Here is a 21195-nt window from a genome sequence, read left to right as displayed (position 1 = left end):
GTCATGCAAACAGCCAAGCCGTTATTTGACTATCCCAAGTACTGGGCCGAATGTTTCGGTCCTGCGCCATTCCTGCCGATGAGCAGGGAGGAGATGGATCAGCTTGGCTGGGATTCGTGCGACATCATCATCGTCACCGGTGATGCCTATGTTGACCACCCCTCGTTCGGCATGGCGATCATCGGCCGGCTGCTGGAGTCCCAGGGCTTTCGCGTCGGGATCATCGCGCAACCGAACTGGCAGTCCAAAGACGACTTCATGAAGCTCGGCGAGCCGAACCTGTTCTTCGGCGTCGCGGCCGGCAACATGGACTCGATGATCAACCGCTACACCGCCGACAAGAAAATCCGCTCCGACGACGCCTACACCCCTGGCGGTATGGCCGGCAAACGCCCGGACCGTGCGAGCCTGGTGTACAGCCAGCGTTGCAAGGAAGCCTATAAGAACGTGCCGATCGTACTCGGCGGTATCGAAGCTTCCCTGCGTCGGATTGCTCACTACGACTACTGGCAAGACCGCGTGCGCAACTCGATCCTGATCGACGCCACCGCCGATATCCTGCTGTACGGCAACGCTGAGCGGGCCATCGTCGAGGTTGCCCAGCGCCTGTCGTGGGGCCACAAGATCGAAGACATCACCGATGTGCGCGGTACCGCGTTCATCCGCCGTGATACGCCAGCCGGCTGGTACGAAGTGGACTCCACGCGTATCGACCGTCCGGGCAAGATCGACAAGATCATCAACCCGTACGTGAATACCCAGGACACCCAGGCCTGCGCCATCGAGCAAGAGAAAGGCCCGGTGGATGACCCGGAAGAAGCCAAGGTTGTGCAGATCCTGGCCAGCCCGCGCATGACCCGTGACAAAACCGTGATCCGCCTGCCCTCGGTGGAAAAAGTCCGCGGCGACGCGGTGCTCTATGCCCACGCCAACCGCGTGTTGCACCTGGAAACCAACCCAGGCAACGCCCGCGCCCTGGTGCAGAAGCACGGTGAAGTGGACGTGTGGTTCAACCCGCCGCCCATTCCCATGACCACCGAAGAAATGGACTACGTGTTCGGCATGCCCTACGCCCGCGTACCGCACCCGGCGTATGGCAAGGAGAAGATCCCGGCCTACGACATGATCCGTTTCTCGGTGAACATCATGCGTGGCTGCTTCGGCGGCTGCACCTTCTGCTCGATTACCGAGCACGAAGGCCGCATCATCCAGAACCGGTCCGAAGAGTCGATCATTCGCGAAATCGAAGAGATCCGCGACAAAGTGCCGGGCTTCACCGGCGTGATCTCCGACCTCGGCGGCCCGACCGCCAACATGTACCGCATTGCCTGCAAGAGCCCGGAGATCGAATCCGCTTGCCGTAAGCCATCATGCGTGTTCCCTGGCATCTGCCCGAATCTGAACACCGACCACTCGTCGTTGATCCAGCTGTACCGCAGTGCTCGTGCGTTGCCGGGTGTGAAGAAGATCCTGATCGCTTCTGGCTTGCGCTACGACCTGGCCGTCGAGTCGCCGGAATACGTCAAAGAGCTGGTCACCCACCACGTCGGTGGCTACCTCAAGATCGCCCCGGAACATACCGAGGAAGGTCCGCTCAACCAGATGATGAAGCCGGGCATTGGCAGCTATGACAAGTTCAAGCGCATGTTCGAGAAGTACACCAAGGAAGCGGGCAAGGAGCAGTACCTGATCCCGTACTTCATCGCTGCCCACCCCGGCACCACCGATGAAGACATGATGAACCTGGCCCTGTGGCTCAAGGGCAATGGCTTTCGCGCCGACCAGGTGCAGGCGTTCTACCCGTCGCCGATGGCCACCGCCACGGCGATGTACCACTCGGGCAAGAACCCGCTGCGCAAGGTCACCTACAAGAGCGACGCGGTGACCATCGTCAAGAGCGAGGAGCAGCGCCGCCTGCACAAGGCGTTCCTGCGTTACCACGACCCGAAGGGCTGGCCGATGCTGCGTGAAGCATTGACCCGCATGGGCCGTGCCGACCTGATCGGGTCGGGCAAGGACCAGTTGATCCCGCTGCACCAGCCGTCCACTGACAGCTACCAGAGTGCCCGGCGCAAGAACTCGACGCCGGCCGGCAGCCATAAGGTCGCCAAGGAAACCACCACCAAGATCCTCACCCAGCACACCGGCCTGCCACCCCGTGGCAGCGACGGCAGCAACCCGTGGGACAAGCGCGAACAAGCCAAGGCTGCGGCCCAGGCGCGCAACAAGCAGGCGGCCAAAGAGCGCAGTGATGCGGCCAAGGGCAAGGGCGGCAAGCCTACGCGCAAGCCGGTAGTGCCGCGTTGATCGACGCCTGAAATGCAAAACGCCAGCCTCGTGCTGGCGTTTTGCTTTCTGGTCGGTGGTGAGTCTGTTTGGTAAGGTGGCGCCCATTAGATTGCTATCGCAGGCAAGCCAGCTCCCACAGGGGAATGCATTTCAAGTGTGGGAGCTGGCTTGCCTGCGATGAGGCTGGTCTGGGCACTCTCAATTTCAAGGAAGAACACTTATGGGCAACCCCTTGCTCAACATCGGCATGGACTCCAACCGCTCACAATTCATGGCGCGCCAGCGCATTGAAAGCCAGATCAACCTGCCACGGCTGTTCGCCGTCATCGACGCCGACCCCAGCATCGTCGGTGCTGGCGTGGTGTACATCGACGCCGACTTCAACGTAATCACCCTGCGCGAATTCAAGCCCATCTGCAGTATCAAGCCCAAGCGCATCATTTTGCGCGAGGCGCAGAAGTACATCTCGCCGGCGCAGTTTGTCGAGCAGGTGAAGACCGACCCCCGTGAAGGGCGCCTCCAGAAGGAGGCTTTTGACATGGGCCTTTCCTGTGGCGCAGCGGTGATCGGCTGGATTGTGGTGTTCAGTGGCAGCGTCGCCGTCCCCTTCACCGCCGGCGCCAGTGCTTTTGTGGTGGGTATTGGCGTCACGGCCGCGCTGGCCAGCAGCGCTCAGTGCGGGTTTGGCGTGGCCCGTACCTATAACGAGATCCTTGACCCGGAGGCCAACGACCGCATGGACGACGCGCAGTGGTACGGCGCGGTGTCACCGATTCTCGATGCCGCATCGTTGGTCGGTATCGGAACGGGCGCCTTCACCACATTAAGGCTGCTCAAGGCTAAAAAGGCCGCCGCCTTGGGCAAGAGCTGGTATGAGCTGCTCAAGGGCTTGAATCGCCAGGAGCGCAAGAAGTTGACCCAGGAATTGCTCAGCCTCAAAGACCCGAGCCTGACCCCCAAGTTGCTCAAGTTGCAGCAGCGCGCCGGCACGTTGCCCAAGCGCTACAGCTCCACGGAAATCCGCCATGCCACGCTCACCCAGCTCAAGGACGCCTTGGGCGGCATGTTGGGTATTTGGGGCAGCTATCGAACCGGTCACGTCGGCTCGGCGTCGACGCTTGCCATTGGCCTGTATGAGGAACTGACGGAATGAAGGGGTTTCCCGATAGGCGCAGTTTCCTTGCGCGTTATTTTCCGGTGTTCATGGGCACCATCTTCATGGCGATTTTTTCCGGCTCAGTGGCGGTCTCCACGGCGGGCGTGACCTATTTGCGCGGGGTTGAACCGGCGCTCAAGGCCAACTATTCCGGGGCTGCAATCCTGATGTTTGTAGCGGTGCTGGTGTTTGGCAATGTGATGATTGCACGCGGGTACCCCTGGGCGACCCGGCTGGTGGCGGGCTACCTGGTGTGTTGCCTGCTGTTCGTCTTGCCGATGATTCAATACGGCCTCAATACCCTGGTGTACGGCTCGGCGGTGTTGTTTCCGCTGCTGGGTTTGTTGCTGCTCAACAGCAAGCGCCATCGTGAAATGCGCCAGCGATTACTCGAAATACGTCACCTGCGTCGGGCGGCGATTGCGCAACGCAAGGCCCGTTGATTAGGTAGGTTTATTGGCGGTAGGTGGCCTGTTTGTTAGGGTGGCGCCCATCAGATTGCTATCGCAGGCAAGCCAGCTCCCACAGGGGAATGCATTTCAAGTGTGGGAGCTGGCTTGCCTGCGAAGACGGCCTGACAGTCTACACAGTCATACCGAGTACATATCCATTCCTGCGGTAACGGCCACCTAGGGTTCCGCTCTGACAGCGGCTCACTTTTGAACAGCGCAAAAGTAAGCAAAACGCTCTTGCCCCACCACTCGGCACCTCGCTTAGGCTCGGTGTGCCCGTAATCCGCCAGTGATTTGGGGGGCCGCCGCCACGCGCCATCCATGGCGCGGGGCGGCTAAACCGGCATCCCTGCCGGTTTACCCCCCAAATCCCTGTCGAATTCCGGCCAGCGTGGTTTGACGGGGCGCCTAAGATCAAAAGCAGATCAAGATCAAGAGCGACTCGCTTCGCATCGTGGTTACCGTCTGCTGTTACAACCCACAAAGTTGTGTAGATACCTATGCTGCGATGGGGCCGGTCGGGGGCACTCTCAATTTCAAGGAAGAACACTTATGGGCAGCTCCTTGTTCATCGGCATTGGCAACGGTCAAGCTGGTGCGGCTGAATAAGGCCTCTACCGGGAAAAGTGTGAGAGAGGTGCTCAGGGGCCTGAATCGACAGGAGCGCGCCAAGTTGACCAAAGAGCTGCTGAGCATCAACGACCCACGCTTGACGTCCAAGATGATCAAGTTAAAGCAGTTGTCGGGCGAGTTACCTAAGCGGTTCACTCCCACCGAGGTCAAGCATGCAACGGTCACGCAGATCAAGGACGCGTTGGGCGCAGCCATCGGTTTTACCGGTAGTGCGGTTTCAGGGAACGTGCGCACAATTGCCATAGGGCTGTATGAGGAGGCCGAGCAATGAACGAGCTGCCTAGCATTCGCAGTTTTCTATCGACGTATTTCCCCGTCTTTATGGGGGCGATATTTGTCTGCATTTTCACCCTCGTGTTTGCGGTTCCGGTGTTCTTCGATAGCTATATGCCAAGCCTGTCCATGGCAGATAACGCCAAGTACTCCTTCCTGGTGGGTATCGCACTCACGCTAGTCATTGTGCACTGCAATTTCATGATCGCACGCGGGCGTCCCCAATGGATGTGGCCGCTAGTGTTGCTGTTGGGGGGATGCTTTCTGAGTGTATTGCCAACACTCAATGATCAACCGAACGGGGTGGTATATGCCTTGAGCCTGGTGTTTCCATTACTTGGGCTATTGCTGTTCAACAGCAAACGTCACCGTGAAATGCGCCAGAAACTGGTCGAAGTCCGCTGCCTGCGCCAGGCCATGATTGCCCAACACAAACACCATTGATTGGGTAGATTCACCACCTGCACTCAGCCCGGCGCTACAAATGTGTGCAGCGCCTGCACCATAGCCACAACGTTGGCGCCGTTTTGGTGCTGTACTGCACCGAGCCCGACGTTTTAGTGCAATGACTGCTGCTGTGGCATAAGTCTTGCGCGCGTTGTGCTTATGCCCTGGCTCGCAGGAGGCCGCCGTGTCGATTCATGTCGCGTTGCACCACGTTACGCATTACCGCTACGACCGTGCTGTCGAACTTGGCCCGCAGATCGTGCGGCTACGCCCGGCGGCGCATAGCCGTACGCGGATACTGTCCTACGCGCTGAAAGTGCTGCCCGAGCAGCATTTCATCAACTGGCAGCAAGACCCCCAGGGCAATTACCTGGCGCGCCTGGTGTTCCCGGAAAAGACTGACGAGTTGCGCATCGAAGTCGACCTGGTCGCCGAGATGGCGGTGTTCAATCCGTTCGATTTTTTCCTGGAGCCCTACGCCGAAAATATCCCGTTCAGCTACGCCGCCGATGAGCAGCGCGAGCTGGCGCCGTACCTGGAAACCTTGCCGCTGACGCCAAGGTTGGCTGCGTACCTGGCGGGTATCGACCGCACGCCGCTACCGGCCGTGGATTTCCTGGTCGGCCTCAACCAGCGCCTGGCCGCCGATATCGGTTACCTGATTCGCATGGAACCGGGCGTGCAAACCCCGGAATTCACGCTGGAAAATGCGTCCGGCTCCTGCCGCGACTCGGCCTGGTTACTGGTGCAATTGCTGCGCAACCTCGGGTTGGCGGCGCGATTTGTCTCTGGCTATCTGATTCAGCTCACCGCCGACGTCAAAGCCCTCGATGGCCCGTCCGGTACCGAGGTGGACTTCACCGACCTGCACGCCTGGTGTGAAGTGTATTTGCCCGGCGCTGGCTGGATTGGCCTGGATGCCACGTCCGGGTTGTTTGCCGGTGAAGGGCATATCCCTTTGGCCTGCAGTCCCGATCCATCGTCCGCCGCGCCGATCAGTGGGTTGGTGGAGCCGTGCGAGTGCGAATTCACCCACGAGATGTCGGTGGAGCGCATTTGGGAAGCGCCACGGGTGACCAAGCCCTATACCGAAGAACAATGGCTGGCGATCCAGGCTCTGGGCCGGCAGATCGATGGCGACCTGCTCAAGGACGACGTACGCCTGACCATGGGCGGCGAGCCAACCTTCGTCTCTATCGACGACCCCGACGGTGCCGAGTGGAACACCGCAGCCCTGGGCCCGGACAAGCGTCGCCTGTCGGCCGAGCTGTTCCAGCGCCTGCGCCAGCACTATGCGCCCAAGGGCCTGGTGCATTTCGGCCAAGGCAAGTGGTACCCCGGCGAGCAATTGCCGCGTTGGTCGCTCAACTGCTATTGGCGCCGCGATGGCGTGCCGATCTGGCACAACAGCGCGCTGATCGCCGATGAGCAAGAGGACTATGGCGCCGATGGGGTGATGGCCGGGCGTTTCCTGGCCAGCGTCGCCGAGCGCCTCAAACTGCCGGCGCGCTTTGTGTTCCCGGCGTTCGAGGACAATTTCTACTACCTGTGGCGCGAAGGGGCGCTGCCCCAGAACGTCACTGCCCAGGACCCGCGCCTGAGCGACGACCTGGAGCGTGAGCGCCTGCGCAAAGTGTTCAGCCAGGGCCTGGATAAAGTCATCGGCCAGGTGCTGCCGCTGGCACGCACGGCGGCCAATGACCGCTGGCAGAGTGGGCGTTGGTACCTGCGCGACAACCATTGCCGCCTGGTGCCGGGGGATTCGCCGCTGGGCTATCGCCTGCCGCTCGCTTCGCAGCCCTGGGTGACGGCGGCGGAGTATCCGTTTGTGCATCCGACCGACCCTAACCAGGATCAGCCGGATCTGCCCACCAGCGCCCAGTTGCAAAATCATGGCGAGCCCGCGCCGGGTGATGAGCGTGTGCCCAAGGTCGACGAGTCCGCCGACTGGCTGACCCGTACCGCGCTGTGCGCCGAAGCGCGGGAAGGGCGCCTGTATCTCTTTATGCCGCCGCTGGAGCGCGTCGAGGACTATCTGGAACTGGTGACCGCCATCGAGGCCACCGCCCAAGAGCTGCATTGCCCGGTGCTGATGGAGGGTTACGAGCCGCCAGCGGATACGCGCCTGAGCAATTTCCGGGTCACGCCAGACCCTGGTGTCATCGAGGTCAACGTACAGCCGTCCGCCACCTGGGACGAGTTGGTGGAGCGCACCGAATTCCTCTACGAAGAGGCCAGGCAAACCCGCCTGACCACCGAGAAGTTCATGATTGACGGGCGTCATACCGGCACCGGTGGCGGTAACCACTTCGTGCTGGGCGGCGCGACGCCCAAGGACTCACCCTTCCTGCGCCGGCCGGACCTGCTGCGCAGCCTGATCAGCTACTGGCATAACCACCCGTCGTTGTCCTATTTGTTCTCCGGCCTGTTTATCGGCCCCACCTCCCAGGCGCCCCGGGTAGATGAGGCGCGCAACGATGCGCTGTATGAACTGGAGATCGCCTTTGCGCAGATGCCGGAGCCAGGCGAGGAGTGCCCGCCGTGGCGGGTGGACCGCTTGTTGCGCAACCTGCTGATCGACGTGACGGGCAATACCCATCGCGCCGAATTCTGTATCGACAAACTCTACTCACCCGACGGCGCCACGGGCCGCCTGGGCCTGCTGGAACTGCGCGCCTTTGAAATGCCGCCCCATGCGCGCATGAGCCTGACCCAGCAGTTGTTGCTGCGGGCGCTGGTCGCGCGGTTCTGGCGCGAGCCCTATGCGCCGCCGAAGCTGGCGCGCTGGGGCACTGAACTGCATGACCGCTTCCTGTTGCCGCACTTTATCGAGCAGGACTTTGCCGACGTGATCGTCGAGCTGAACGCGGCCGGCTACCCGTTGCGTGCCGAATGGTTCGCGGCGCACCTGGAGTTCCGTTTCCCCAAGGTGGGCGACTACGCCGTCAGCGGTATCGAAATGGAACTGCGCCAGGCCTTGGAGCCTTGGCACGTGCTGGGCGAGGAGGGCGCTGTGGGGGGCACGGTGCGTTATGTGGATTCGTCCCTGGAGCGCCTGCAAGTGAAGTTGAGCGGGTTGCCGCCGCAACGCTACCTGCTGACCTGCAATGGCGTGCCGGTGCCGCTGCAACCCACCGGCCGCGTCGGCGAGTTCGTGGCGGGCGTGCGTTACCGCGCCTGGCAACCGGCCAACTGCCTGCAACCGACCATCCCCGTGCATGCGCCGCTGGTGTTCGACCTGCTCGACACCTGGATGCAGCGTTCGTTGGGCGGCTGCCAATACCATGTGGCGCACCCGGGCGGGCGCAATTACGACAGCCTGCCGGTGAATGCCAATGAGGCGGAGAGCCGGCGCATGGCGCGGTTTTTCCGCTTGGGGCATAGCCCGGGCAAGCTGCCAGTGCCTGCTCTGGTGATTAATGACGAGTTGCCGATGACCTTGGACCTGCGACGCTTTCCCCATAAAAATGACTGAATGCGATCCAAATGTGGGAGCGGGCTTGCTCGCGAAAGCGGTGTATCAGTCGAAATATGCATAGACTGACCCGCCGCATTCGCGAGCAAGCCCGCTCCCACATTAGACTGTGGTGACTTTGACTTCCCTTGCCTCTGCCGAGCGTTCCATGTCCGACTTGCTCGACCGTTACCCGCTCACCGCGGGCACCTATCACGAACTGCTGGATGCCAGCGGCGCGGTGCGTGCCCATTGGCGACGCTTGTTCGATCACCTGCAACGCAGCACGCCCGCACAACTGGCCCAGCGCCAGGCATTGCTGACGCGCCAGATCCAGGAAAACGGCGTGACCTACAACGTCTACGCCGACCCCAAGGGTGCCGATCGCCCCTGGGAGCTGGACCTGTTGCCCCATGTGCTGGCGGCCGAGGAGTGGCAGCAACTGTCGGCTGGCATCGCCCAGCGTGCGCGCCTGCTCAATGCGGTGCTGGCCGACCTGTATGGGCCGCAACGCCTGATCAAGGAAGGCTTGCTGCCGGCCGAATTGGTGTTCGGGCATAACAATTTTCTGTGGCCGTGCCAGGGTATCCAGCCGCCTGACGGTGCGTTCCTGCATCTGTACGCAGTCGACCTGGCGCGCACCCCGGATGGCCGCTGGTGGGTCACCGCCGACCGCACCCAAGCGCCATCGGGCGCCGGCTATGCCCTGGAAAACCGCACCATCGTGTCCCGCGCCTTCCCGGACCTGTACCGGGATATGCAGGTGCAGCACCTCACCGGTTTCTTTCGCACGTTGCAGGAAACCCTGGCGCGCCAGGCTCCGGGTGATGATCAGCCGCCACTGATCGTGTTGCTCACGCCGGGGCGTTTCAACGAGAGCTATTTCGAACACCTGTACCTGGCGCGCCAGCTCGGCTACCCCTTGGTCGAGGGCGGCGACCTCACCGTGCGCGACAGCACCGTGTTCCTGAAAACCCTCAGCGGCCTGCGCCGGGTACACGCGATCATGCGTCGCCTTGATGATGATTTCTGCGACCCGCTGGAGCTGCGCACCGACTCGGCGCTGGGCGTGCCGGGCCTGCTCGATGCCGTGCGCCAAGGCAATGTGCTGGTGGCCAATGCCTTGGGCAGCGGTGTGCTGGAGTCCCCGGGGTTGCTGGGCTTTTTGCCCAAGATCAACGAATTTTTATTCGGTGAAGCCTTGATCCTGCCGTCGATTGCCACCTGGTGGTGCGGCGAAGCGCCGGTGCTTGCCGAAGCCTTGGAAAAACTCCCGGAGCTGCTGATCAAGCCGGCATTTCCCTCACAAAGTTTCGCCCCGGTGTTTGGTCGCGACCTTGATGACGAACAGCGCCAGGCCCTGGCCGAGCGCATGCGTGCGCGGCCCTATGCCTATGTCGCCCAAGAGCTGGCGCAGTTGTCTCAGGCGCCGGTCTGGCACACCGTGGATGACCACCTGCAACACCGCGCCATCGGTATGCGTGTCTACGCCGTGGCCAGTGATGACGGTTATCGGGTGCTGCCCGGCGGCCTGACCCGCGTGGCGGCCGAGGCCGATGCCGAGGTGGTGTCGATGCAACGCGGTGGGGCGAGCAAGGATACCTGGGTGCTCGGCGAACGCGCGCCGGGTGGCGAGCAGTGGCGCGCCCAACGCACCATTGGCGCCTATGACCTGGTGCGCCGCGATCCCTATCTGCCCTCGCGCGTGGTGGAAAACCTGTTCTGGTTCGGTCGCTACTGCGAGCGCTGCGATGACAGTGCGCGCTGGCTGCGCGTAGTGCTGGCGCGGTATGTCGATGGCGATGATCCGCTGGCGCTGCAGGCCGCCGTCGAACTGGGCGAAAGCCTGCGCCTGTTGCCGGAAGAGGGCGAGCTGCCGGAGCGTCTGCTCGCGGCCTTGCTGGGTGATGACTGGCCTTCAAGCCTGCGCGCCAATTTGCAGCGCTTGCAGTGGGCGGCGTCCCAGGTGCGCGGCAAGTTGTCCCGGGAAAACTGGCAGGCCCTGGTGGAGCTGCAACGTGAAGCCATGGAGCTGGAAAGCGACGCTGCGGACTTTGGCGAGCTGCTCGACTTTCTCAACCGCCTGGTGATGTCCCTGGCGGCGCTGTCCGGGTTTGCCCTGGACGACATGACCCGCGATGAAGGCTGGCGCTTCTTGATGATGGGCCGGCGTATCGAGCGTCTGCAGTTTCTGAGCAGCAGCCTTGCGGCGTTCCTGCGCGGTGTGGCGGTGTTCGATCAGGCCGGTCTGGAATGGTTGCTGGAGCTGGGCAACAGCAGCATCACCTACCGCTCGCGCTACCTGGCGGTGCCGCAGTTGATCCCGGTGCTCGACCTGCTGCTGCTCGACGAGCAGAACCCCCATGCGGTGCTGTTCCAGCTCAAGTTGGTGAGCCGCACCCTGCGCCGTCTCAATGACGATTTTGGCGTGCCCCGTGAAACCGGGCTGGCGCCGTTGGTCGAGCGCCTGGCGCATTTTGACCTGAGTTGCCTGGAGAACGGCCTGTTTGGCGAAACCAGCGTGCGTGCCGCCCTGGACGGCCTGGCCGACTTGCTGCAAGCGGTGGCCGATGAAAGCGGGCAGGTATCGGATCGCTTGGCGTTGCGCCATTTTGCCCACGTCGATGATGTCAGCCAACAAACGGTGTCGGTGTAATGAGCGCGCGCTATCAGATTTTCCACGATACCCATTACCACTACGACAGCCCGGTGTCCCTGGCCCAGCAACTGGCGCACCTGTGGCCACGGCCGTGCGCCTGGCAGAAGTGCGCCTGGCAGCAGTTGGATATCAGCCCGGAACCCACCTCGCGCCGCGATGAGCTGGACGTGTTCGGCAACCCGATCACCCGGCTGGCGTTCGAACGGCCCCATGACGAATTGCTGGTGAACGCCGGGCTCACCGTGGAAGTGCTGGCGCGGCCTGTTTTGGACTTTCAGCGATCGCCGCCCTGGGACCACACCCGTGACAGCCTGACCTACAGCAGCCAGGCCTTGAGCGCCGAGCTGATCGAAGCCTGCCGCTATCGCTTCGAGTCGCCCTATGTGCATCTGAAGAAAACCTTCGTCGAGTTCTCCGAAAGCTGCTTCCCGCCCGGCGAGCCTTTACTGCTGGGCACGCAGGCATTGATGGAGAAGATCTTCAGCGAATTTACCTTCGATGCCGAAGCCACCCAGGTCGCCACACCGCTGGTGGAAGTGCTGGAGCGCCGTCGCGGCGTGTGCCAGGACTTCGCTCACCTGATGCTTGCCTGCCTGCGTTCCCGTGGCCTGGCGGCGCGCTATATCAGCGGCTACCTGCTCACCCAGCCACCGCCCGGCCAGCCACGGCTGATTGGCGCGGATGCGTCCCATGCGTGGGTTTCGGTGTTTTGCCCGGTATCAGGCTGGGTGGATTTTGACCCGACCAACAATGTGCAGCCGGCGCTGGAGCACATCACCCTGGCCTGGGGCCGGGACTTTTCTGATGTGTCGCCGTTGCGGGGGGTGATTCTGGGGGGAGGCAGCCACGACCCGGAGGTGCGGGTGACGGTGATGCCGTTGGAATAATGACTGCGGGCTGTCGATTTTTGTAGGAGCGAGCTTGCTCGCGAAGGATCTTGGAGCGCCACGTTAATCCAGGCGTCCCTCGTCATCGTTGACGTTCTTCGCGAGCAAGCTTGCTCCTACAGGAATGCTTATTCGGCGGGGTCTTTCGGGGTTTCGGTCTCGTCAGTTGCCGCTTCACCTTCGGCATCCGGGTTCAGCGCGCCGGCTTCTTCGTCTGCAGCGGCTTTCTTGCGTTGCAGCTTTTCCTCTTTCTTCTGTTCCTTGGCCAAGTCTCTCTGACGTTTGGCGAAGGAGTAATTAGGTTTGGCCATGGGCGATCCTCTAGGGTCGAAGGTGAGGGTGGGCGGCGCGCAGCTGCCTTGGGTCGTCATGGTAGCAGCTTCAGGGGGCCCTTTGCTTTCACTTACCGCAGGCGTAGGCAGCCAGAAGGCCGTTGAACAGGTGATTAAGGTGCATGGTATGAACTCCCGTGAGTGATGGGCGGATCATAGGCGGGGTGCGGCAGTTTGGCTGGTTGATTGTGTTGATGAAGCTGATAGCCTAAAGTTGTATACAATCTGTTGATTCAGATCATAAGAACTCAAGCCTGATTGAGGCACCCTTACCGCAATCCGCGTTTTTAAAACCCTGCCTTGGAGATTCACATGTTTGCCAAACTCGTTGCTGTTTCCCTGCTGACTCTGGCGAGCGGCCAGTTGCTTGCTGCAGAGTGCAAGGTCACTGTCGACTCCACCGATCAAATGTCTTTCAACACCAAAGAAATCACCATCGACAAGAGCTGCAAGCAGTTCACCGTCGAGCTGACTCACTCGGGCAACCTGCCAAAGAACGTGATGGGCCATAACTGGGTGCTGACCACCGAAGCCAATATGCAACCGGTGGCAACCGACGGCATGGCCGCGGGGATCGACAAGGATTACCTGAAAGCCGGTGATGAGCGCATCATCGCCCACACCAAGATCATCGGTGCTGGCGAGAAAGACTCGGTGACCTTCGACGTCTCCAAGCTGAAGGCTGATGAGAAGTACAGTTTCTTCTGCTCGTTCCCAGGCCACATCTCGATGATGAAAGGTGCTGTGGTTCTGAAGTAAGACCGCGTTATCGTTCATCGCAGGCAAGCCAGCTCCCACATTCGACCGCATTCCCATGTTGGAATACGGTCAAGTGTGGGAGCTGGCTTGCCTGCGATGGCGATCTGACAATCAATGCAAAACGATCGGTTCACCTCAAGGCGCAAACGGCATCACCCGCTTGTGCTCAGTCTTGCGATAGGTCTCGCAGATAATCCTGAACGCTTCCTCACGCACCGGCTCACCCTGCAGGAACGCATCGATCTCGGCATAGGTCACGCCATGTGACGCTTCGTCCGGCTTGCCCGGCGACAGGTCTTCCAGGTCGGCGGTCGGCACTTTCTCCACCAGCGATTCCGGCGCGCCAAAGTGGCGGGCAATGGCACGCACCTGGTGCTTCACCAGCCCGCTCAACGGCGCCAGGTCGCAGGCCCCGTCACCGAACTTGGTGAAAAAGCCCATCACCGCTTCTGCCGCATGGTCGGTGCCGATCACCAGGCCGCCCGCCGCGCCGGCGATGGTGTACTGGGCCACCATGCGCATGCGCGCCTTGGTATTGCCCAGCACAAAGTCACGGGACGCCGCGGCCTTGCCTTCAAAGGCGGCCACTTCATTGGCCAGGGCTTTTACTGCCGGGCCGATGTTCACGGTGTGGCGTTCGTCCGGCTCGATAAAGTCCACGCAAGCCTGGGCGTCGTGTTCGTCGAACTGGGTTTCGTAGGGCAGGCGCACGGCGATAAAACGATAAGCCTCATCGCCGGTGCTGGCGCGCAGCTCCTGCATCGCACGTTGGGCCAACAGGCCTGCGGTCAGGGAATCGACACCGCCACTGATGCCGAGCACCAGGGTCTTGAGCCCGGAATTGCGCAGGCAGTCCTGGATAAAGGCCACGCGCCGGGCAACTTCGGCTTCAAGGGCGGCCTGGTCTTTGAACGGGGCTTGCACCTTGAGCTGTTGCGCAATCTCACGCTGTACGGCTTGCATGATTCACTCCTTGCTGGATAGGGCAGGTACTTTGAAAACGTGACGCAAATAGGCGACAAAATTCGGGTCGGTGCAATGGGTCTTGCCCGCTTCATCGGAGATCTTCGCGACGGGCTGGCCATTGCAGGCGGTCATTTTAAGCACGATGCTCATCGGTTCCACCCCTGGAATATCACAGGTCAGGTTGGTGCCGATGCCAAAGCTCACATTAATGCGACCACGTAACGCCCGGAATATTTCCAACGCCTTGGGCAATGTCAGACTGTCGGAGAACACCAAGGTCTTGCTCATCGGTTCGATGCCCAGCTTGTGGTAGTGAGCGATGGCTTTTTCTGCCCACTGGATCGGATCGCCGGAGTCATGGCGCAGGCCGTCGAACAGCTTGGCGAAGTACAAGTCGAAGTCGCCCAGGAACGCGTCGGTGGTGATGCAATCGGTGAGGGCGATACCCAGCAGGCCCCGGTACTCGCGCACCCAGCAATCAAGGGCGGCGATCTGGCTGTCGATCAGGCGCGGGCCGAGTTGCTGGTGGGCCATGATCCACTCGTGGGCCATGGTGCCCAGCGGCTTCATATCGAACTCACGGGCCAGGTGCACATTGCTGGTGCCGACAAAACGCCCCGGGAAATCGTGCTTGAGCACGCTGACCACTTCCTCTTGTACCCGGTAGGAAAAGCGCCGGCGCGTGCCGAAGTCCGCCACTTGCAGCTCCGACAGCTCGTCGCTGCTGGCATTGGCGGTCAACCAGTCGAATTTGCGATACAGCTGCTCGCGGGCCTGCTCGAGGATCACGGTCTGGTAGCGGTAGCGGTTACGCACCTCGCTGACGATGGCCAGCATCGGCACTTCAAACAGGATCACATGCAGCCACGGCCCGCGCAGGCGGATAAACAACTCGCCGTTCTCGATGCCGGTTTGCACATACCGCAGGTTGAAGCGAAACAGCCCGAGAAAGCGTAAAAAGTCCGGCTTCATAAAGCTGATGCGTTCCAGGAACCCCAGTTGGTCGGGGCTCAGGCTCAGCTCGGCGAGGCGCTCGATCTGGTAGCGGATCTCCGCCAGATAAGGGCGCAGGTCCTCACTGTTACGGCAACGAAACTCCCATTCAACTTCCACGTTCGGGTAGTTGTGCAGCACCGCCTGCATCATGGTCAGCTTGTAGAAGTCGGTGTCGAGCAGGTTCTGCACGATGCGATCGGCAAACACACTCTCGCTCATAACGGGAATCTCCAGACGGGTCGGCGATGGAGGCCGGCCTTTACGCACAATTGAGGAAGGGGGTTAGTGGCGCATAGACCTGTGGGGGATTGCCAGTGATTTTTTCAGTAAGGCCACTGGCGCCATCGCAGGCAAGCCAGCTCCCACATTTGAAATGCATTCCAAACGGTGGGAGCTGGCTTGCCTGCGATGGCGATTCTCCAGGCGCTAAAGCACCTGCTCCATCATCCATTTCACAAATTCACGCACCTTGGGCACCTCAGCCGAATGCTCAGGATACGCCAAGTAATAAGCATCCTGGCTCGGCATCCCATGTTGCCAGGGAATCACCAACTTGCCCTCGGCCAATTCCTCCTCCACCAGAAAGCGCGGCAACAGCGCCACGCCGCACCCCACCGGCGCCGCACGGATGCACATGTAGAACGTGTCGAACCGCGGCCCATGGTAGCTGTGCTCGGTATGAAAGCCCTGGCTGGCGAACCAGTCATGCCAGCCCTGAGGCCGCGAGGCGTTTTGCAGCAGCACCAGCTCGCTCAGTTGCGTGGGGTCGGTGAAGGGCTGGGCGGGCAGGCTGTCGGGCGAACACACCGGTACCAGCTCTTCACTGAACAGTTTCAGGCTCTCGGTGCCGGGACGTGCGCCCTGGCCGAAATAGAACGCCATGTCGGCCTTGCCTTGCAGTAACTCGTCCGGGTCCTGTTCATTGCACAGGTCCAGGTGGATCTGCGGGTGGCGCAAACGCCATCCCTTGAGGCGCGGCACCAGCCAGCGTGCGCCAAAAGTGTAGGGCGTGGACACACGCAGCACTTCGGTTTCGCCGCCGTAGGAGCGCAGGTAGTGGGTAGACATCTCCACCTGGGTGAGGATCTTGCGCACTTCCACCAGGTACAGGTCGCCCGCCGGGGTCATCTGCAAGCGCCGGCGCACGCGGCGAAACAGCAGGTGTTGCAACAGTTCTTCCAACTGCGCCACCTGTTTGCTCACCGCGCTTTGGGTGAGGTTCAGTTCCTCGGCGGCGCGGGTGAAGCTCAGGTGGCGGGTGGCCGCTTCGAAACACTGCAGGGCGGTGATCGAGGGCAAATGTCTTTTGTTCAGCACGGCATGCCTCTTTTTATTCTTTGCATGAATAAAGGGAATGATATCTCGCCTAATCGTCGTTTGTTGGCAAGTCTTGGGCCAGCTACAAATAGGGCCAGGATCGCCGTGCGTATTGCGGCGCGAATTTTTGTATGCAGATTGAAGGAGTGACCCATGGTTGCCGCATTGCTTGATCGTCTCGGGGTAAACCCGGCGCTGTACCAGGCCGGGAAACAACCCGTGCATTCACCGATTGATGGCAGCCGTATCGGCAGTGTCCATTGGGAAGGCGCCGCCGAGGTGGAGCAACAGGTCAGTCGCGCCGAGCATGCATTCGAAGCCTGGCGCAAAGTGCCGGCCCCGCGACGTGGCGAGCTGGTGCGCCAGTTCGGTGATGTATTGCGCGAATACAAGGCCGACCTGGGTGAACTCGTTTCCTGGGAAGCCGGCAAAATCACCCAGGAAGGCTTGGGTGAAGTGCAGGAAATGATCGACATCTGCGACTTCGCCGTGGGCCTGTCGCGTCAGCTGTACGGCTTGACCATCGCCTCCGAGCGCCCAGGCCACCATATGCGTGAAACCTGGCACCCGCTGGGCGTGGTCGGCGTGATCAGCGCCTTCAACTTCCCGGTGGCCGTGTGGGCGTGGAACACTGCGCTGGCCTTGGTGTGCGGCAACGCGGTGATCTGGAAACCGTCGGAAAAGACCCCGCTCACCGCACTGGCCTGTCAGGCCTTGTTCGAGCGCGTACTGAAAAAATTCGACGGTGCCCCTGAGTATCTCAGCCAAGTGATCATTGGCGGCCGCGACGCCGGCGCTGCGCTGGTGGATGACCCGCGCGTCGCCCTGATCAGCGCCACCGGCAGCACGCGCATGGGCCGTGAAGTGGCACCCAAAGTCGCCGCGCGTTTCGCCCGCAGCATTCTTGAGCTGGGCGGCAACAACGCGATGATCCTCGGCCCAAGCGCCGACCTGGACATGGCCGTACGCGCCATCCTGTTCAGCGCAGTGGGCACCGCCGGCCAACGTTGCACCACCCTGCGCCGGCTGATCGCCCATGAGTCGGTCAAAGAAGAAATCGTCACCCGCCTCAAGGCCGCCTATTCCAAGGTGCGCATCGGCCACCCGCTGGAAGGCAACCTGATCGGCCCGCTGATCGACAAGCACAGCTTCGACAACATGCAGGACGCCCTTGAACAAGCCTTGAGCGAAGGCGGCAAGGTGTTCGGCGGCAAGCGCCAACTGCAGGACACATTCCCCAACGCCTACTACGTATCGCCGGCCATCGTGGAAATGCCCGAGCAAAGCGACGTGGTGTGCAGCGAAACCTTCGCACCGATTCTTTACGTGGTCGGCTACACCGACTTCGCCGAAGCCCTGCGCCTGAACAACGCCGTGCCGCAAGGCTTGTCGTCCTGCATCTTCACCACCGACGTGCGTGAAGCCGAACAGTTCATGTCGGCGGTAGGCAGCGACTGTGGCATCGCCAACGTCAACATCGGCCCAAGCGGTGCAGAGATCGGTGGCGCGTTCGGGGGTGAAAAAGAGACCGGCGGCGGGCGTGAATCGGGCTCGGATGCGTGGCGCGGGTATATGCGTCGGCAGACCAATACCGTGAACTACTCGCTGGAACTGCCGTTGGCACAAGGCATTACCTTCGACTGATCTGGCACGGTCAATGTGGGAGCAGGCAAGCCAGCTCCCACAGGTGATTGGGTTTCCCATTCAAAAGAGTATTTGTTTGTTAGGTCTCATCGGAGTCTGGCAATGGCACTGCGCGAAACATGTTTATGGGAACACCTCACCCCTGGCCGCCCCGACCGGGCCGCGCTCAAGGGCGCGGTCAAGGTGGATGTGTGCGTGATCGGCGCCGGCATCACCGGTTTGTCGGCGGCCATTCATTTGCTGGAACAGGGTAAAAGCGTCGCCGTACTGGAGGCCCATCGCACCGGCCACGGCGGTTCGGGGCGCAATGTCGGGCTGGTCAATGCCGGCCTGTGGATTCCACCGGACGAGATCGAGGCCGGTTTCGGCACGGCGGTGGGCAGCCAGCTCAACCGCATGCTGGGCGCGGCGCCGTCCCTGGTGTTCAGCCTGATCGACAAGTACAACATCGACTGCCAATTGCGCCGTGAAGGCACCTTGCACATGGCGCACAATGCCCGGGGCGAGGCGGATTTGCGCAGCCGTGAGCAGCAGTGGAAACGCCGTGGCGCGCCGGTTGAGTTACTCACCGGCCAGGCCTGCGAGCACGCCACCGGTACCCGCAAAATCGCCGCCGCATTGCTGGATCGGCGCGCCGGCACCTTGAATCCCATGGCCTATACCGCGGGGTTGGCGAATGCCGCCGTGGGGCTGGGCGGGCAATTGTTCGATCATTCGCCGGTCACCCAGCTTGAGCGTCAAGGCGCCGATTGGTCGGTGCAGACCGCCGAGGGCGCGGTGCAGGCCGCCCAGGTGGTGATCGCCTCCAATGCCTACACCGAAGGCGAATGGACCGAGCTGCGGCGTAACTTCTTCCCCGGCTATTACTACCAGGTGGCCTCGGCGCCGCTGACCGATGACGCGGCCAAGCAGATCCTCCCCGGCGGCCAGGGCTCCTGGGACACGCGCCAGGTCCTGAGCAGTATTCGCCGCGATGCCGATGGCCGCCTGTTGCTCGGCAGCCTGGGCAATGGCAACCAGAAACCGGCATGGTTTCTCAAAGCGTGGGCCGATCGGGTGCAGCAACACTACTTCCCGTACCTCAAACCGGTGCAATGGGAATACACCTGGACCGGCTGCATCGCGTTCACCCCTGACCACTTGATGCGCCTGTTCGAACCGGCCCCCGGCCTGGTGGCGGTTACCGGTTATAACGGGCGCGGGGTGACCACCGGCAGCGTGGTGGGCAAGGCGTTTGCCGACTACCTGTGTCACCAGGATCCCCAAGCCTTGCCGATCCCCTTTGCCCCTATGCAGCCCTTGGCCGGGGTAGGCCTGCGCAGTTGCCTGTATGAAGCCGGCTTCTCGCTCTATCACGCCGGGCAATGCCTGAGGATCGTGATCTGATCAGCGAAATACCCCTCAGAAGCCTGCATTTTCTTAGCAGGCTACCCATCTGTATTGGTGCAAGTCGTAGCAATCACGCACTGTAAATGTGCAGTTCCGTTACGCACGTTGTTACAGCTGTAGGAACTGTCGTTTATGCCTGTGGTTGCAGGTGCGACCTGCCAGGGTTGTACTTTTTTGCAGTGTTGGTTGCACCTGTAGACGCTAGACGGTTGCACGTCCTGGCAAAAGGCGTCGAAACGCCTGTAATAACAATGACACCGTGTCTTTTTGAAGAATAAAAACGTAATGGCACGCGGCTTGCTCTGAGCTTTCGGTGAAAGGTTTGAATGCAAGTTGTCGTGCCAAAAATCAAAAATATCGGAGCACCACTCATGTCCCAGACGTTTTACAAGAAAGGTTTTCTGGCCCTCGCCGTTGCTGCGGCGCTGGGTGTTTCTACGTTTGTTCAAGCTGATGTGAAAATTGGTGTGGCGGGCCCGATGACGGGTGCCAACGCCGCTTTCGGTGAGCAGTACATGAAGGGTGCCCAGGCGGCAGCCGACGTTATCAACAAGGCCGGCGGCATTAACGGCGAGCAGATCAAGCTGGTGGCCGGCGATGACGCCTGCGAACCCAAGCAGGCCGTGGCCGTAGCCAACCGCCTGGCCGACCAGGACAAAGTGATCGGCGTGGTCGGGCACTTCTGCTCATCCAATACCATCCCGGCGTCTGAGGTTTACGACGAAGCAGGCATCATCGCCATCACCCCAGGCTCCACCAACCCACAAGTGACCGAACGCGGCCTGGGCGCCATGTTCCGCATGTGCGGGCGTGACGACCAGCAAGGCATCGTCGCCGGCGACTACATCGTCGATGTGCTCAAGGGCAAGAAAGTCGCGGTGATCAACGACAAGGACACCTACGGCAAAGGCCTGGCCGACGCCACCGCAGCCCAGTTGACCAAGCGCGGCGTCAAGCCGGTGCTGGAAGAGGGCCTGACCCGTGGCGAGAAAGACTTCAGCGCCCTGGTCACCAAGATCCGTTCCCTGGGCGCCGACGTCGTGTACTTCGGCGGCCTGCATCCGGAAGCCGGCCCGTTGGTGCGCCAGATCCGTGAAGCGGGCTTGAAAGACGTCAAGTTCATGTCCGATGACGGCGTGGTCACCGACGAACTGGTGTCCACCGCAGGTGGTGCGCAGTACGTCGATGGCGTGTACATGACCTTCGGCGCCGACCCGCGCCTGCTGCCAGACAGCAAGACCGTGGTGGAAGAGTTCCGCAAAAACGGCACCGAGCCAGAAGGCTACACCCTCTACGCCTACGCCTCGATCCAGGCCCTGGCCGCCGGCTTCAACGGTGCCAAGTCCAACAAGGGCGAAGACGCTGCCAAGTGGCTCAAGGCCAACCCGGTTAAAACCGTCATGGGCGAAAAAGCCTGGGATGCCAAGGGCGACCTGAAAGTCTCTGACTACGTGGTTTACCAGTGGGACAAAGACGGCAAATACCATCAGTTGGAAAAGCAGAAGTAAGTACAAGCACCACGGACTCAATGTGGGAGCGGGC

General features: G+C 61.4%; 15 protein-coding genes and 1 pseudogene. 12 read left to right on the top strand and 4 right to left on the bottom strand.

Annotated elements, in window-relative coordinates; all coding sequences use genetic code 11:
- The first annotated feature begins 3 nt into the window (after nt 1-3).
- The 8 genes and pseudogenes from MF6394_RS20060 (at nt 4) to MF6394_RS20020 (ending at nt 12250) form a co-directional block, all read left to right on the top strand.
- Nucleotides 4-2307: a YgiQ family radical SAM protein gene (locus MF6394_RS20060; RefSeq protein ID WP_003188080.1), complete on the top strand. Its 2304-nt coding sequence runs from the start codon at nt 4-6 to the stop codon at nt 2305-2307.
- A 202-nt stretch (nt 2308-2509) separates the two neighbouring features.
- The gene (locus MF6394_RS20055) at nt 2510-3442 is read left to right on the top strand and encodes a hypothetical protein (RefSeq protein WP_044271006.1); all 933 of its coding nucleotides are present in this window, start codon (nt 2510-2512) and stop codon (nt 3440-3442) included.
- Complete coding sequence (locus MF6394_RS20050) at nt 3439-3888, top strand: hypothetical protein (RefSeq protein ID WP_078467383.1); 450 nt, start codon at nt 3439-3441, stop codon at nt 3886-3888. The genes MF6394_RS20055 and MF6394_RS20050 overlap by 4 nt, the downstream gene beginning before the upstream one ends.
- Nucleotides 3889-4465: 577 nt before the next feature.
- Nucleotides 4466-4801, top strand: a pseudogene (locus tag MF6394_RS20040) (NAD synthetase); the annotation flags it as partial.
- The gene (locus MF6394_RS20035; protein ID WP_078467381.1) at nt 4798-5247 is read left to right on the top strand and encodes a hypothetical protein; all 450 of its coding nucleotides are present in this window, start codon (nt 4798-4800) and stop codon (nt 5245-5247) included. The pseudogene MF6394_RS20040 and the gene MF6394_RS20035, both read left to right, overlap by 4 nt.
- Before the next feature lie 187 nt (nt 5248-5434).
- A complete protein-coding gene (locus tag MF6394_RS20030) occupies nt 5435-8725 on the top strand; it encodes a transglutaminase family protein (protein WP_078467380.1) in 3291 nt (1096 codons plus the stop codon).
- Between the two features lie 148 nt (nt 8726-8873).
- Nucleotides 8874-11360, top strand: a complete 2487-nt coding sequence (locus MF6394_RS20025) for a circularly permuted type 2 ATP-grasp protein (RefSeq protein ID WP_078467379.1) — start codon at nt 8874-8876, stop codon at nt 11358-11360.
- Nucleotides 11360-12250, top strand: a complete 891-nt coding sequence (locus MF6394_RS20020) for a transglutaminase family protein (protein ID WP_078467378.1) — start codon at nt 11360-11362, stop codon at nt 12248-12250. Before MF6394_RS20025 ends, MF6394_RS20020 begins: the two co-directional genes overlap by 1 nt.
- Nucleotides 12251-12378: 128 nt before the next feature.
- Here the strand turns inward: MF6394_RS20020 and MF6394_RS20015 are convergent, their stop codons facing one another.
- Nucleotides 12379-12561 (bottom strand): hypothetical protein, encoded by a 183-nt coding sequence (locus tag MF6394_RS20015; RefSeq protein WP_005784271.1) that lies wholly within the window; start codon nt 12559-12561, stop codon nt 12379-12381.
- Between the two features lie 333 nt (nt 12562-12894).
- Here MF6394_RS20015 and azu point away from each other — a divergent pair, with 333 nt between their 5' ends.
- Entirely contained in the window at nt 12895-13341 is a 447-nt protein-coding gene (azu, locus tag MF6394_RS20010) for an azurin (RefSeq protein WP_003188091.1), read from the top strand.
- 135 nt (nt 13342-13476) lie between these two features.
- Here azu and nadE read toward each other — a convergent pair whose 3' ends face one another.
- The 3 genes from nadE to MF6394_RS19995 form a co-directional block, all read right to left on the bottom strand.
- The gene (gene nadE, locus MF6394_RS20005; protein ID WP_032893809.1) at nt 13477-14304 is read right to left on the bottom strand and encodes an ammonia-dependent NAD(+) synthetase; all 828 of its coding nucleotides are present in this window, start codon (nt 14302-14304) and stop codon (nt 13477-13479) included.
- A 3-nt stretch (nt 14305-14307) separates the two neighbouring features.
- Entirely contained in the window at nt 14308-15522 is a 1215-nt protein-coding gene (gene pncB, locus MF6394_RS20000) for a nicotinate phosphoribosyltransferase (protein WP_003188094.1), read from the bottom strand.
- A gap of 207 nt (nt 15523-15729) precedes the next feature.
- Nucleotides 15730-16620, bottom strand: coding sequence for a LysR family transcriptional regulator (locus tag MF6394_RS19995; protein ID WP_078467377.1), 891 nt, complete (start codon nt 16618-16620; stop codon nt 15730-15732).
- Nucleotides 16621-16773: 153 nt separating this feature from the next.
- Here MF6394_RS19995 and amaB point away from each other — a divergent pair, with 153 nt between their 5' ends.
- From amaB to MF6394_RS19980, 3 genes are all read left to right on the top strand, one after another.
- Nucleotides 16774-18264: an L-piperidine-6-carboxylate dehydrogenase gene (gene amaB / locus MF6394_RS19990; RefSeq protein WP_003188096.1), complete on the top strand. Its 1491-nt coding sequence runs from the start codon at nt 16774-16776 to the stop codon at nt 18262-18264.
- 102 nt (nt 18265-18366) lie between these two features.
- The gene (amaA, locus tag MF6394_RS19985) at nt 18367-19650 is read left to right on the top strand and encodes an L-pipecolate oxidase (RefSeq protein WP_078467376.1); all 1284 of its coding nucleotides are present in this window, start codon (nt 18367-18369) and stop codon (nt 19648-19650) included.
- A gap of 374 nt (nt 19651-20024) precedes the next feature.
- A complete protein-coding gene (locus MF6394_RS19980) occupies nt 20025-21161 on the top strand; it encodes a branched-chain amino acid ABC transporter substrate-binding protein (protein ID WP_003188098.1) in 1137 nt (378 codons plus the stop codon).
- Nucleotides 21162-21195: the final 34 nt, after the last annotated feature.

It is taken from the genome of Pseudomonas sp. MF6394 (genome assembly GCF_002018845.1).
GTDB classification, from domain to species: Bacteria; Pseudomonadota; Gammaproteobacteria; order Pseudomonadales; family Pseudomonadaceae; genus Aquipseudomonas; species Aquipseudomonas lactis.
The sequence above is the reverse complement of the archived record's forward strand: the minus strand, read 5'-3'. Positions and strand labels throughout refer to the sequence as shown.

Excerpts from the sequence above, each read along its gene's own strand:
- MF6394_RS20020 (WP_078467378.1), top strand. The coding sequence starts at position 11,360 with ATGAGCGCGCGCTATCAGATTTTCCACGATACCCATTACCACTACGAC.
- MF6394_RS20035 (WP_078467381.1), top strand. The coding sequence starts at position 4,798 with ATGAACGAGCTGCCTAGCATTCGCAGTTTTCTATCGACGTATTTCCCC.
- MF6394_RS19980 (WP_003188098.1), top strand. The coding sequence starts at position 20,025 with ATGTCCCAGACGTTTTACAAGAAAGGTTTTCTGGCCCTCGCCGTTGCT.
- azu (WP_003188091.1), top strand. The coding sequence starts at position 12,895 with ATGTTTGCCAAACTCGTTGCTGTTTCCCTGCTGACTCTGGCGAGCGGC.
- pncB (WP_003188094.1), bottom strand. The coding sequence starts at position 15,522 with ATGAGCGAGAGTGTGTTTGCCGATCGCATCGTGCAGAACCTGCTCGAC.
- amaA (WP_078467376.1), top strand. The coding sequence starts at position 18,367 with ATGGCACTGCGCGAAACATGTTTATGGGAACACCTCACCCCTGGCCGC.
- MF6394_RS20060 (WP_003188080.1), top strand. The coding sequence starts at position 4 with ATGCAAACAGCCAAGCCGTTATTTGACTATCCCAAGTACTGGGCCGAA.
- MF6394_RS20055 (WP_044271006.1), top strand. The coding sequence starts at position 2,510 with ATGGGCAACCCCTTGCTCAACATCGGCATGGACTCCAACCGCTCACAA.
- nadE (WP_032893809.1), bottom strand. The coding sequence starts at position 14,304 with ATGCAAGCCGTACAGCGTGAGATTGCGCAACAGCTCAAGGTGCAAGCC.
- MF6394_RS20050 (WP_078467383.1), top strand. The coding sequence starts at position 3,439 with ATGAAGGGGTTTCCCGATAGGCGCAGTTTCCTTGCGCGTTATTTTCCG.
- amaB (WP_003188096.1), top strand. The coding sequence starts at position 16,774 with ATGGTTGCCGCATTGCTTGATCGTCTCGGGGTAAACCCGGCGCTGTAC.
- MF6394_RS20025 (WP_078467379.1), top strand. The coding sequence starts at position 8,874 with ATGTCCGACTTGCTCGACCGTTACCCGCTCACCGCGGGCACCTATCAC.
- MF6394_RS20015 (WP_005784271.1), bottom strand. The coding sequence starts at position 12,561 with ATGGCCAAACCTAATTACTCCTTCGCCAAACGTCAGAGAGACTTGGCC.